The sequence below is a fragment of the Psychrobium sp. nBUS_13 genome (genome assembly GCF_051201665.1).
GTDB lineage: Bacteria > Pseudomonadota > Gammaproteobacteria > Enterobacterales > Psychrobiaceae > Psychrobium.
In genome coordinates this window covers 4,277,024-4,289,773 of the sequence record NZ_CP179210.1, presented here as the reverse complement: position 1 = coordinate 4,289,773, position 12,750 = coordinate 4,277,024, and the positions used below count along the sequence as shown (strand labels likewise).

Genomic DNA, 12,750 nt, shown 5'->3' with positions numbered 1-12,750 from the left:
ATAAAGGTTATTAACAGCCTTGCTATTTTTATTTAATATACTTCTAATTTCTCGATAAGGATCATTCAAAGATCCTTGTGTAAATTTATTAATAATCAAGCATTTAAAATACAATTCACAAGTATTAAATTATACCTTTAAAAGTGCAACAGCGTAAAACGTGATCTAATCTGTGATTATTGATGCTTTAAGCAACATTATTCATTGACAAATCCCAAGGTTTTTTCTAAAATCTCGCGTCCTTTAATTAGGCTTGTGCTAGTTGTAATGATGCAGCTTTCACAAAAACTGTACAGTTTAATTTCGATCGAGTTAATACTATGAAACGTACTTTTCAACCTAGCGTTTTAAAACGCAAGCGCAACCACGGTTTCCGTGCTCGCTCGGCAACTAAGGGCGGTCGTGCCGTTCTTGCTCGTCGTCGTGCAAAAGGCCGTGCTAAGTTAAGCGCGTAATAATTGACCCATGGTTAATTATTCTTATTCTCGGGAGTTAAGACTCTTAACTCCCGCGAATTTCTCAAGTGTCTTCAAAAATCCGTTAAGAGCGGGTTCTCCCCAACTAACTATTTTAGCCTGTTCCAATGCATTTGAGCATCCACGTCTCGGATTAGCTGTACCTAAAAAACAAGTTAAATTAGCAGTCGACCGCAATAAAATTAAGCGTGTTTTACGAGAAAACTTTCGTTTAAATCAACATGATCTTTTACCACTAGATTACGTGATTATTGCGAAAGGTGGCATTGGGAAATTAGACAACAACGAATTAAATAAACTAACTAATAAGTTATGGAAAAAAATCGCACGCCGCTACAAAGAGCAGCAACAGCGATAATTCGTGGCTATCAGTTATTTATAAGTCCACTACTAGGTCCACGCTGTCGCTTCACCCCAACTTGTTCTCAATACGGTATTGAGGCAATAAATAGTCACGGATTTTTAAAAGGTGCTTGGTTAACAAGCAAACGTCTATTAAGATGTCATCCTTTTAATGATGGTGGCAGCGACCCTGTACCACCGAAACATCATTCACCTAACCAGAGAAGAAATTAACATCTTATGGAATCACAACGTAATATATTGATTGTGGGATTGTTGTTTATTTCGTTTTTGCTATTCACTGAATGGCAAGAAGCAAATAAACCTGCACAACCCGTAACGCAAACAACTTCTACAGGTGCGCCAGCAGCATCAACTAATGAATTTGTGCCAACAAGCACCGCCGTTGCGAGCCAAGCTGATTTAAATCCTCAAGAAAACCGTCAAATAGTTACTGTAACAACTGATCTTCTAAAAATATCTATTGATACTTTAGGTGGTGATATTGTTGAATCAACACTATTAGAATATCCAGTAGAAATGGATGGTACTGAAGATTTACGCCTATTAGAAAAGCTACCTAACTACACATTTGTAGCAAAAAGTGGCTTAATCGGTGCAAATGGACCAGACGATGCTAAGCGTGACTCACGTCCTCTTTATCTTTCAGCACAACCTAAATATGTATTAGAAGCAGATCAGAATACATTGGAAGTTGTTTTAACTTACACCGATGCTAATGGCATTGTATTTGATAAAGTATTCTCTTTTAAGCGTGACGCCTATAACGTTGATATAGGTTATCGCGTTAACAACACTTCAAGCCAAAATATCTTAGTTCAACAGTGGGGCCAACTAACGCAAAGCGTGGTTAAACCAACTGAAGAAAGCAACATGATGATGCAACTTTATCGCGGCGCAGCTTATTCGACTGAGCAAGAAAAATATCAAAAGTATGATTTCGGTGATATGGAAGATGCCAACCTAAAAGAAATCACACAAGGTGGCTGGGTTGCAATGATTCAACATTACTTTGTTACCGCTTGGGTACCAAGTAATGACCAAGAAAATCGTTTGTACACGAGTATGACTTCAAGCAATGAGTTTGGCTCTATTGGTTTCATGGGGCAACCAACGACAATTGCGCCTAATACGACTCAAACATTCAATGCAACCTTATATACAGGTCCTAAATTACAAGATCGCCTAGAAGCATTATCACCAACGCTTAATTTAACCGTAGATTATGGCTTCCTTTGGTGGATGGCACTACCATTACATTGGTTGCTAACCTTCTTCTATGGTTTAGTCGGTAACTGGGGCTTTGCAATTGTATTACTAACTTTCACCGTTCGTGGATTGATGTACCCATTAACGAAAAAACAATACACTTCAATGGCTAAAATGCGCAAACTGGCACCTAAAATGGCAGCATTAAAAGAGCGTTATGGTGATGACCGTCAGAAGATGGGTCAAGCCACCATGGAGATGTATAAGAAAGAAAAAGTAAACCCATTAGGTGGTTGTTTACCATTGCTATTCCAAATGCCTATCTTTTTAGGTTTATTCTGGATGTTACAAGAGTCTGTAGAATTACGTCATGCACCGTTTATGTTGTGGATTACTGATTTATCAGTTAAAGATCCATCTTATGTGTTACCTATCTTAATGGGTTTAAGTATGTGGTATATGAGTAAGATGCAACCATCGATGTCTGCCGATCCAATGCAGCAGAAAATGATGCAAATTATGCCACTTATCTTTACTGTATTCTTCTTATGGTTCCCATCAGGTCTAGTTCTATACTGGGTTGTAAGTAACATTGTTACTCTATTACAGCAGATGTATATTTATCGTGCCATCGATAAAGAAGATGAGAAAGCAGCAAAAAAATAACTTAGCGAATGTATCGCCGCTCTTTATCATCCTTGATACTGCGGCATACCACTCGCCCTGAGCATAGTCGCTCTCTATATCATCACTGATATTGCGGCTTACTACTCATCCTAAGCATAAAAGCGGCGCTAAGCCGCTTTTTTTATGCCTATCTTTTACAAACCCTGTGCTAAAATCCCGCCCATTAATTGTTCACTACTTTAAAGAATCCATTATGAGCTTTGACACAGACACCATCGTCGCCCAAGCAACACCACCAGGTAGAGGTGGTGTCGGTATTGTCCGTATTTCAGGTCCATTAGCGACTAATGTTGCCACGCAATTACTCGGTAAAATACCAACACCACGTATGGCAGACTACTGTTCGTTTTTAAATGAAGATGGCAGCGAGTTAGATCAAGGCATCGCCCTATTCTTTAATAATCCAAACTCGTTTACTGGCGAAGACGTTTTAGAGCTCCAAGGTCACGGTGGCCCTGTCATTGTTGATATGCTGATTAAACGCATTCTAAAAATTAAAGGGATCCGCACTGCCCGACCTGGTGAGTTTTCAGAGCGGGCTTTCATGAACGATAAAATGGATTTAGCGCAAGCCGAAGCTATTGCCGATCTTATAGATGCAACATCAGAGCAAGCAGCTAAGTCAGCAGTACAATCAATGAAAGGTGATTTCTCACAACATATTAATGAGCTTGTTGAGGCCCTTATTCGTCTGCGAATTTATGTCGAAGCCGCGATTGATTTTCCAGAAGAAGAAATTGACTTTTTATCTGACGGCAAGGTGTTAGGCGATTTAAATGCCATCATTGAGCATCTAGATAAAGTTCGTCAACAAGCCCGCCAAGGTAGCTTGTTGCGTGAGGGCATGCGTGTAGTTATTGCAGGTCGCCCTAATGCAGGTAAATCATCATTACTTAACGCCCTATCTGGCCAAGAGCTTGCTATTGTGACAGACATTGCTGGAACAACGCGTGATGTACTCCGTGAACACATTCACATCGATGGCATGCCGTTACATATCATTGATACAGCAGGCCTACGTGAAAGTCCTGACAAAATAGAACAGATTGGTATTTCACGTGCGTGGGATGAGATTAATCAAGCCGACCGCGTATTATTTATGGTTGATAGCACCGAAACAAATCACAGCGATCCCCATAAAATTTGGCCTGAGTTTATGGCTAAATTACCTAGTGACACTGGCGTGTCTGTTATTCGAAACAAAGCCGATTTAAGTGGCGACATCACCGGTGAAAGCAGCGATAACGACTACCCTATTTTCAATATGTCCGCCAAAACAGGTGATGGCGTTGAACTACTGAAAAATCACCTTAAAGACTGCATGGGCTACCAAAGTGTTGGCGAAGGTAGTTTCATGGCACGAGCACGCCATATAGAAGCCCTAGAGCAAGCCAAAGAGCATATTGATATTGGTAAAGATCAACTTGTTGGTTTTAATGCTGGCGAATTACTGGCTGAAGAATTACGTGTCGCGCAGCAATGCTTAAGTGAAATTACTGGCGAATTCACCAGCGATGATTTACTCAGCCGCATCTTTACATCATTTTGTATTGGTAAGTAATTAATTAAATTGCACTTCCAAGCTAGTAATACCTAGTTTCTTAATGAAAGCACTTAATGTATCTAAACGCCATGTTCGTAAATCATCATTTCGGCCATGGCGGACAATGTAGGCGAGTTTTTGAGAAGGATTGATACCCACTAATGAGAATTTTAATGGGCTGTTTTCACTTTCTTGGGCAATAAACTTTGTGATAGACTCAGTTTCTACCAATCGCGCAAATTCCCCTTCTTTAACACGATAAAACGTAACACTCATACATTTTCACAATTTGTAATCGACATTTTGTCATAATGTCGGTTTTCGTCATCATATACAAGTATTACGAATCAATTATTAAAGCGCCTTAAAACGGATAGCGACACCACCACTTGTTGCTAGTGGTAAATTCAAACTATCTTTATTAGTGACTTTTTTATTCTCGATCACCATTTCATAAGGCTTGCTCACCCAATCAGCATCTTTACCGTCGCGGTATATTTGTGCCTCATAAGTTTTACCTACCGCTAAGAAATCGAGTTTAACCGTCAGTTGACGTGCTTCTTCATCAGTTACAGCGCCTAGGAACCCATCATCACTGTCGCGTTGCTGACGAGCAATCACCGCAAAATCCCCTACTTCACCATCGACAGCGATACTTGTTTGCCAATCAGTTGGAACATCTTTAATAAACTGCATTGCTGCTGGGCGTTTTTTATAGTTTCGTGGTAAATCAGCCGCCATTTGAATTGGACTATAAAGCACAACATACAAAGCAAGTTGTTTAGCTAACGTCGTTTGTGGGCGGTTAACGCTTGCATCTCCTATACCGTTGAAACCTAAATCAAAAATACCCGGTGTAAAGTCCATTGTTCCAGATAACATGCGGGTTAATATTAAATTAGTGATATGCTCTGGAGGATTTGGCGGTGTCCCCCAAGCATTAAATTCTTGGCCTCAAGCGCCCTCTCTCGCGATCCAGTTTGGGTAAGTGCGGCGTAATCCGGTGTCTTTAACCGGCTCATGCGTATTAATGCTAATGCCACGCTTTGTAGCTTGCTGAACCGAATGTAGGTACTCATTTAAGTTAAGAATGATATTTGAATTGACTAAATCAACCGCTTTACGGCCAATTTTAATAGTACGCCATGGCGTTGTGAAACCAGCTTGTTTCTTAACTAGAATACCATCAGACCACGGTGTTAAATCCGCCTTAAATGTCCCTGGACGACGTTGATTTAGTGTCATGCCAGCATAATCAACTAATGCCGCTTCATGAATACTAATATGAACAACTTGCTCAGTTTTCAGCGTAAATGGTATATGAACATGAGCTGCTTTAAAAACGGTTGTGTTTTCATAAACATATTCATAACGGTTCCAACCACGAGCAGGGATCCAACACGATTGCGCTTTGTCAGCATTAGCAATTGAAAATTCGGTAAATTCGTTAGTGATATCAACATTACCTTTCATGTTTGCTTGATTAGGCACGTGATATTGAAAACCAATACCTTCGTTGTAAACCTTGAAAGTTACATCAAGTTTTTGATTATCATGGCCAAAATTAACCGTTAGTTGTTGGTAATGATCACGAATAGTTTTAGCTTCTCCCCATGGCTGTTGCCATATTGAGTCAGCTGAAGACTGTTGACTATTTTTAATAGAAAAACCTTGGCTGAACTCGCCTTGCGCTTTAAAGGCTAGACCTAAGCGCGACGCATTAATTACAGGCTTTCCATCTAAGGAAACTTGATAAGAAGGAAAGTTAGCGTCATCAGAAACCGTTACGACAAGCTTGCCATCAGGCGATTTCACCTTAACAGTTTCAGCATAAGATTGAGTTGATGTAACAACTAATAACGCCGTACACAACGACAATGGTAAACGCATAACACACCTTTAAATTATTATTATTGAACAAAAAATAGTAACTCGTGACCTCCCCAATGCTCAATTGGCTGCATACGTATTCAACTAAATAAAAAATAATTGAAAATAAATAACCCTTTTTCAAAACCCTATCGTTTATAGCTATAACAACTCACATGAATTAAACCCACGAGGTCATTATGAATTTACACACCAAGCAAATTGCAGCGATGAGCGTAGCGTTAACTTTATTACTTAGTATGATTGGTTGCACAGGCTCTTCACCACAAGCAACGAAGAATGAAGAAGAAAAGCAAATTAAAAAAACTCAGCAATTAGCAATCAAAGATATACAACAAGATCAAAGAATAGTGAGTAATGAAGCTCAGCAATTGGTTAGTCAACCGATGCCAAGCCAGCAATTTTCACGACACAAGATGGCGCAACCAATGAATATCATGCCAATACCGCATCCAACTCCGACAACCAGTGAAAAGTATCAACAACTTGATGAGAATGGCGTTAAACAGGTTAGCAACGCACCGCTTTCAACATTCTCTATCGATGTAGATACAGGAAGTTACGCCAATGTCCGCCGTTTTATCGATCAGGGGCAATTACCACCTAAAGGTGCGGTAAGAGTCGAAGAAATGCTTAACTACTTTGATTACCACCAATTAGCGCCTCAAAACAATACACAACCATTTTCTGTAAATACTGAATTGATGACAGCACCTTGGAATAGCGATAGACAGCTTCTAAAAATAGGTTTGAAGGGCTACGACGTGCCCAAAGATCAATTAGGTAACGCAAATTTGGTATTTCTACTAGATGTATCAGGATCAATGAATTCAGCGCGTAAATTACCATTACTAAAACAATCATTAAAAATGCTCACCAAGCAACTAGACGCTGATGATCGTGTTTCAATAGTCGTTTACGCTGGCGCAGCAGGAATGGTATTAAAACCAACTCCCGGTAACGAATACTCAACGATTAGCAATGCCTTAAATAAATTAAGTGCAGGGGGCTCAACAAACGGCGCTCAAGGTATAGAGCTTGCGTACAACCTTGCGAGTGAAAACTTCATTAAAGATGGCATTAATCGCGTTATTCTCGCAACTGATGGTGATTTTAATGTGGGTTTAAATAACGTTGAACAACTAAAAGAATTCGTTAAACAAAAACGTAAACAAGGCATAGCATTAACAACACTAGGATTTGGCCAAGGTAACTACAACGATCATCTCATGGAACAAATAGCCGATGTAGGTAATGGTAACTACGCTTACATAGACAATATCAATGAAGCCCGCAAAGTATTGGTTGACGAGTTGTCATCAACGCTTAATACCATAGCTCATGACGTAAAAATTCAAGTAGAATTTAATCCAAATCTCGTGAGTGAATATCGATTAATTGGTTACGAAAATCGTGCTCTCGCCAATGAAGATTTTAATAATGATAAAGTGGATGCAGGCGAAATAGGTGCAGGACATCAAGTGACTGCCTTATATGAACTAACATTAAACAACGCGCAACAATCAACAGTCGATACTTTAAAATATCAAACACCTCAAATTTCAACGAACAGTTCATTGTCTGAAATTGCACAGATAAAATTACGCTATAAATTACCAAACCAACAGCAAAGTAAGCTTATAAGTCAGGTTGTTAATAAAGACCAGCTAAATACTTCGCCAAGTCAGCATTTTAAATTCGCTTCAGCAGTTGCCGCATTTTCTCAATCTTTGCGAGGAACAAAATATCTGAAAGATTATTCAATTGACGATATGATTATCTTAGCGCAAGAAAATAAAGGGCAAGATAACTTTGGTTATCGCAGCGAGTTTATTCAAATGTTACGCAGTGCTAAAGATTTAGAAACACAACTTACAACGACTAAGGACTTGTCATCAAGCGTACAGATAATCAACTAATGATTGACTTTAAGGCGGGCGATTTAATGGCGTTTAATTTGCTATATGCCCGTCACAAAGGTCCTAGTTATCGCTATATGCTTAAGCAATGTAGCGATCAATCTATGGCTGATGATTTAATGCAGGAGCTATGGGGAAAACTCATTAATGCCAAAGATAATTATGAGCCAACAGCTAAATTCACAACTTGGCTCTATACCATAGCTCATCATGTTATTGTTGATCATCATCGACGCTTTGCTCGTCAACAAGCTCCTTTAGAGCAAGACAGAGATATAGAATTAATTGAAATAGATACTGTACATTCACCTGAACAACAAACTGAATCTAGACAACAAAAGAAAACCATAGATTATTGTTTAAAAAAATTACCAACGATTCAATTGGAAACATTTTTACTCAAACAAGAAACTGATTTAAATTTAGAGCAGATCGCCACAATTATCGATTGCTCCTTAGAAGCAGCAAAAAGTCGCCTGCGATATGCCTATCAATCGCTACGTAAATGTTTATCGTTAAATAACATGACTGGAGAACAATAACATGACCGATCATGACATCGATAAGCAATATAAAAAACAAGCGACACAGATGCCACCCATCAATGTCGACAACAAGATAACTGAATTAGCGCAACTAAGTGTGCAACAAGTAACAACACAAAAGAGCTCGAATAAACTAAAAACTTACCTGCCTCTATCACTTGTCGCTAGCATAATGCTGGTGGGTTTATTGGTGCTAAATTTTCCGGCTAATTATCAGTCTCCTACTATCACGGAAGAGTCTTTTGAACCAACAACAGAACAAGCTCAAGAAATATTAGATGTGCATCCTCACTCACCACAAACAGACGCGCAGCCACTAAGTCTTCTTCCTAAAAATAGCCAAGAAGTGCACAATTTTTCAGATAAAACCGTTCAAAAAGCTCGACTTGCAAAACAAGCTAGGGCTAAAATGTTAATTGAACCTGTTGAAACAGCACGTTTAATTAAAATAATCAGAGAACACCTGAAGAATGGGCAAAGTGAAATAGCTAAGTCACAAGCTAATCAGTTTGAAAAACGCTTTGGAAAGAATGCTCTCCCTGAAGATTTACACTATTTACTCGCTAAACCAGCCAAATAAGTGAACAATAATTCACATTTTTGCATGTTGTAGGTAAGCTAACTAAAAATTAACTAAATTAGTAATTTATGGCTTATAGACCAACCGAAAAAACACGCGCTCACATGACAAAGCAGCGCATAAAGCTACTTAATGCAGCAAAGTCTATTGTTTCACAAGAAGGCTTTAACGGATTAACTATCAAAAAAGTGGCCAATCACTCAGGTCTTGCTGTTGGCTCTGTTTATAAGCATTACCAAAGTAAAAACCACTTACTAGAACAGGTTTATTGTGAACTTACAGAACAAGACTTATTACTCGATCATGGACAAATTTTTACTTCAAGCGATCCTAAAGAACAACTAACAACAGCATTAGAACAGCTATTTTCTCGCGCTTTAATGTCCGACAAACTGTCATACGCTCTCTTTGCCGAACCGTTATCAGAATCAATAGAACAACACCGATTACGTTTTAAAGATCAATTCAAACAAATATTTATTCAGATCATAGATCAAGGGATCAAACAAAGTAGCTTTTTAAATCAGGAGTCTCATATTGTCGCTAGCGCAATCATGGGCACCTTGAATGAAGCCACACTTATTCCATTACGTTGGCAGCATCAACAAATGCCTACTTTCGAGCGTATTAAGCTCATTCAACAATGTCAGCAATTTTGTTTACGCTCTATTACCTACAGTGGTGATGAAGCAAGTTTTTTTAAATAGGAAATAACATGAAACCAATCCACTTTATTGTCGGTACCATGCTTGGATCAAGTGAATATGTCGCGGATCATTTGGCAACACTTGTGCCTGACGATCGCGAAGTGAACCAACATCTAGCTCCCGATCTTAACGATTTCGATCTAACCATACCGCAAATATGGATCCTTTGTACTTCAACCCATGGAGCAGGTGATTTTCCAGATAATATCTTAAATTTTATAGATCAACTTGCCATTCAAACTAACCTAAAACACATCGATTACGCTGTCTGTGCGCTAGGTGACACTAACTACGATACATTTTGCCAAGCAGGTAAAACCGTCGACAAAATGCTTAAGGATCGCGGTGCAAAACAGATCATTGACTCACTAAATATCGATGTTAGCACCGGAGAAATACCAGAAGATCACGCTCAACATTGGTTTGAGCAGTGGCAAGATAAGCTTTCAGGTTAAAAATAATGTGATCACATCGTCAAAGATCGCACTAAATTCATCAACAAGATCATCTAAAAACGGATCTAATTTTCATCATGAGATCCGTTTTTTTAGGTTTTAGATCTAAAAAAGTTATCCAATAACTCATTTTTCGAACAATTAAACCTGTGAATAACTACTTTATATCAGCCCTAAAAAAAATACTTATTCGTTAATAACTTTAATTACAAATCACCCTGTGGATAACTAGCGTTTTTATACACAGTTTGATCCCAAGATAGATCGTGATCATTTAACACTTTATGATCACCATTAAGATCATGATCATCAGGATCTTAGATCACTTACACACAGATCTAAGCGATCATTAATAATAAGAGATAATAAAGATCTTTAAATAATTCTATTTATATTATGTATTGGATCATCGAAAAATGATCGTTTTAGATCGGTTAAAAAATTGGTAGAATATCCGTCCTTTTGAAACACGTGGTACGAGAAATGTTATTTAACAAACAGTTTGATGTAATTGTCATTGGTGGTGGTCATGCAGGCACTGAAGCTGCCCTAGCCGCTGCGCGTATGGGACAAAATACCCTGTTGTTAACGCATAACATCGATACCTTAGGTCAAATGTCATGTAATCCTGCCATTGGTGGTATTGGTAAAGGACATTTGGTTAAAGAAATTGATGCACTGGGCGGATATATGGCTCAGGCTACTGACCTAGCAGGTATTCAATTTCGAACCCTTAATTCAAGTAAAGGCCCAGCAGTTCGGGCAACACGTGCTCAAACTGACCGCGCTTTATACAAAGCAGCTGTGCGCGCTAAATTAGAAAATCAACCTAACCTGACTATTTTCCAACAATCATGTGATGATCTCATCGTTGAAAACGATCAAGTTTGTGGTGTTGTAACTCAAATGGGTATTAAATTCACTGCCAAAGCTGTCGTGCTAACGGTAGGAACTTTCTTAGGTGGAACCATTCATATTGGATTAGAAAATCATACCGGTGGTCGTGCTGGTGATCCTGCGTCAATAAAGTTAGCCGCTCGTTTACGAGAATTACCATTGCGTGTTGATAGACTAAAAACTGGAACGCCACCACGTATTGATGCTCGCACTATTGATTTTTCTAAATTAGAAGCGCAACCAGGTGATACCCCATTACCAACATTTTCATTCATTGGTAATAAAAGCGATCATCCACAACAGATCCCATGTTATATCACTCATACCAATGAGAATACGCATGATATTATTCGTAACGGATTAGATCGCAGCCCAATGTTTACAGGCGTGATCGAAGGAACTGGCCCACGTTATTGTCCATCAATTGAAGATAAGATCACTCGTTTTGCTGATAAAAACTCACATCAAATATTCGTTGAACCAGAAGGGTTAACAACTAATGAAGTTTACCCAAATGGCATATCCACCAGCTTACCTTTTGATGTTCAAGTTGAACTAGTAAATTCAATGAAGGGTTTTGAAAATGCCTTCATTACACGTCCAGGTTACGCTATTGAGTATGATTATTTTGATCCTCGAGATTTAAAACCAAGCCTTGAAAACAAATTTATCAATGGTCTTTTCTTTGCGGGTCAAATTAACGGCACAACTGGCTATGAAGAAGCTGGCGCTCAAGGATTAATTGCGGGGATGAACGCCGCTCGTCAATCACAAGATTTAGACGTTTGGTCACCACAACGTAACCAAGCATATATGGGCGTGTTAATTGACGATTTATCAACACTTGGTACTAAAGAACCTTATCGCATGTTTACTTCACGTGCAGAATACCGTTTGTTATTACGTGAAGACAATGCGGATATACGTTTAACAGAGCAAGGTCGAGAACTTGGTTTAGTGGATGATCATCGTTGGAAATTGTTTAACGAAAAAATTGAGAGTGTTGAACAAGAAAAACAACGTTTATCGTCTCATTGGATCCAAGCTAAAAGTGAACAAGCTGAACAACTTAATGGATTATTAAAAAATCCAATGAGTCGTGAAGCAAATTTAGAAGAACTGCTACGCCGTCCTGAATTAACTTACGATGATCTTATGAAAATTGATGGTTGTGGCCCTGGCCTTGAGAAAGAAGATGCGGCCTATCAAGTTCAAACTCAAATCAAATATGCAGGTTATATTGCACGTCAGATGGACGAAGTTGAAAAACAACAACGCAATGAAAACACATTATTGCCAATCGATTTAGATTATAGCCAAGTATCTGGTTTATCAAATGAAGTGGTTGCAAAGCTTACTGAAGCTCGCCCTGCTACATTGGGTATGGCAAGCCGTATTTCTGGTATCACACCGGCGGCTATTTCACTGTTATTGGTTTATATGAAAAAGAAAGGCCTGCTTAAGAAAGCAAGTTAGGTG

General features: G+C 38.8%; 12 protein-coding genes and 1 pseudogene. 11 read left to right on the top strand and 2 right to left on the bottom strand.

What is annotated here, in order from left to right; translation table 11 throughout:
- Positions 1-320: 320 nt before the first annotated feature.
- From rpmH to mnmE, 5 genes are all read left to right on the top strand, one after another.
- The gene (gene rpmH / locus ACMAZF_RS20095) at positions 321-455 is read left to right on the top strand and encodes a 50S ribosomal protein L34 (protein ID WP_101215276.1); all 135 of its coding nucleotides are present in this window, start codon (positions 321-323) and stop codon (positions 453-455) included.
- Between the two features lie 10 nt (positions 456-465).
- Positions 466-834, top strand: coding sequence for a ribonuclease P protein component (rnpA, locus tag ACMAZF_RS20090; protein WP_435275468.1), 369 nt, complete (start codon positions 466-468; stop codon positions 832-834).
- Positions 789-1,052, top strand: coding sequence for a membrane protein insertion efficiency factor YidD (gene yidD, locus ACMAZF_RS20085; protein WP_435275467.1), 264 nt, complete (start codon positions 789-791; stop codon positions 1,050-1,052). The genes rnpA and yidD overlap by 46 nt, the downstream gene beginning before the upstream one ends.
- Before the next feature lie 6 nt (positions 1,053-1,058).
- On the top strand, positions 1,059-2,714 hold the full coding sequence (gene yidC, locus ACMAZF_RS20080; protein ID WP_435275466.1) for a membrane protein insertase YidC: 1,656 nt from the start codon (positions 1,059-1,061) through the stop codon (positions 2,712-2,714).
- 214 nt (positions 2,715-2,928) lie between these two features.
- Positions 2,929-4,296, top strand: coding sequence for a tRNA uridine-5-carboxymethylaminomethyl(34) synthesis GTPase MnmE (mnmE, locus tag ACMAZF_RS20075; protein ID WP_435275465.1), 1,368 nt, complete (start codon positions 2,929-2,931; stop codon positions 4,294-4,296).
- On the opposite strand, the gene ACMAZF_RS20070 is transcribed toward mnmE, so the two are convergent.
- Together ACMAZF_RS20070 and ACMAZF_RS20065 are read right to left on the bottom strand one after the other, a co-directional pair.
- On the bottom strand, positions 4,297-4,554 hold the full coding sequence (locus ACMAZF_RS20070) for a hypothetical protein (RefSeq protein ID WP_435275464.1): 258 nt from the start codon (positions 4,552-4,554) through the stop codon (positions 4,297-4,299).
- Positions 4,555-4,632: 78 nt separating this feature from the next.
- Positions 4,633-6,168, bottom strand: a pseudogene (locus ACMAZF_RS20065) (glycoside hydrolase family 97 N-terminal domain-containing protein).
- 179 nt (positions 6,169-6,347) lie between these two features.
- Here ACMAZF_RS20065 and ACMAZF_RS20060 point away from each other — a divergent pair.
- The 6 genes from ACMAZF_RS20060 to mnmG all read left to right on the top strand — a co-directional run bounded on the left by ACMAZF_RS20060 (position 6,348) and on the right by mnmG (position 12,747).
- Positions 6,348-8,087 (top strand): vWA domain-containing protein, encoded by a 1,740-nt coding sequence (locus ACMAZF_RS20060; protein WP_435275463.1) that lies wholly within the window; start codon positions 6,348-6,350, stop codon positions 8,085-8,087.
- Entirely contained in the window at positions 8,087-8,629 is a 543-nt protein-coding gene (locus tag ACMAZF_RS20055) for a sigma-70 family RNA polymerase sigma factor (protein WP_435275462.1), read from the top strand. Before ACMAZF_RS20060 ends, ACMAZF_RS20055 begins: the two co-directional genes overlap by 1 nt.
- A gap of 1 nt (position 8,630) precedes the next feature.
- The gene (locus ACMAZF_RS20050; RefSeq protein ID WP_435275461.1) at positions 8,631-9,212 is read left to right on the top strand and encodes a hypothetical protein; all 582 of its coding nucleotides are present in this window, start codon (positions 8,631-8,633) and stop codon (positions 9,210-9,212) included.
- A gap of 68 nt (positions 9,213-9,280) precedes the next feature.
- A complete protein-coding gene (locus tag ACMAZF_RS20045; RefSeq protein ID WP_435275460.1) occupies positions 9,281-9,919 on the top strand; it encodes a TetR/AcrR family transcriptional regulator in 639 nt (212 codons plus the stop codon).
- An 8-nt stretch (positions 9,920-9,927) separates the two neighbouring features.
- Positions 9,928-10,374 (top strand): FMN-binding protein MioC, encoded by a 447-nt coding sequence (gene mioC, locus ACMAZF_RS20040; protein ID WP_435275459.1) that lies wholly within the window; start codon positions 9,928-9,930, stop codon positions 10,372-10,374.
- A 483-nt stretch (positions 10,375-10,857) separates the two neighbouring features.
- Positions 10,858-12,747 carry a tRNA uridine-5-carboxymethylaminomethyl(34) synthesis enzyme MnmG gene (mnmG, locus tag ACMAZF_RS20035; RefSeq protein ID WP_435275458.1) on the top strand — a complete coding sequence of 630 codons (1,890 nt, stop codon included), beginning with the start codon at positions 10,858-10,860 and terminating at the stop codon, positions 12,745-12,747.
- Positions 12,748-12,750 lie beyond the last annotated feature (3 nt).

What these genes read in the sequence shown, in the direction of transcription:
- rpmH (WP_101215276.1), top strand. Translation starts at nt 321, where the DNA reads ATGAAACGTACTTTTCAACCTAGCGTTTTAAAACGCAAGCGCAACCAC.
- rnpA (WP_435275468.1), top strand. Translation starts at nt 466, where the DNA reads ATGGTTAATTATTCTTATTCTCGGGAGTTAAGACTCTTAACTCCCGCG.
- yidD (WP_435275467.1), top strand. Translation starts at nt 789, where the DNA reads ATGGAAAAAAATCGCACGCCGCTACAAAGAGCAGCAACAGCGATAATT.
- yidC (WP_435275466.1), top strand. Translation starts at nt 1,059, where the DNA reads ATGGAATCACAACGTAATATATTGATTGTGGGATTGTTGTTTATTTCG.
- mnmE (WP_435275465.1), top strand. Translation starts at nt 2,929, where the DNA reads ATGAGCTTTGACACAGACACCATCGTCGCCCAAGCAACACCACCAGGT.
- ACMAZF_RS20070 (WP_435275464.1), bottom strand. Translation starts at nt 4,554, where the DNA reads ATGAGTGTTACGTTTTATCGTGTTAAAGAAGGGGAATTTGCGCGATTG.
- ACMAZF_RS20060 (WP_435275463.1), top strand. Translation starts at nt 6,348, where the DNA reads ATGAATTTACACACCAAGCAAATTGCAGCGATGAGCGTAGCGTTAACT.
- ACMAZF_RS20055 (WP_435275462.1), top strand. Translation starts at nt 8,087, where the DNA reads ATGATTGACTTTAAGGCGGGCGATTTAATGGCGTTTAATTTGCTATAT.
- ACMAZF_RS20050 (WP_435275461.1), top strand. Translation starts at nt 8,631, where the DNA reads ATGACCGATCATGACATCGATAAGCAATATAAAAAACAAGCGACACAG.
- ACMAZF_RS20045 (WP_435275460.1), top strand. Translation starts at nt 9,281, where the DNA reads ATGGCTTATAGACCAACCGAAAAAACACGCGCTCACATGACAAAGCAG.
- mioC (WP_435275459.1), top strand. Translation starts at nt 9,928, where the DNA reads ATGAAACCAATCCACTTTATTGTCGGTACCATGCTTGGATCAAGTGAA.
- mnmG (WP_435275458.1), top strand. Translation starts at nt 10,858, where the DNA reads ATGTTATTTAACAAACAGTTTGATGTAATTGTCATTGGTGGTGGTCAT.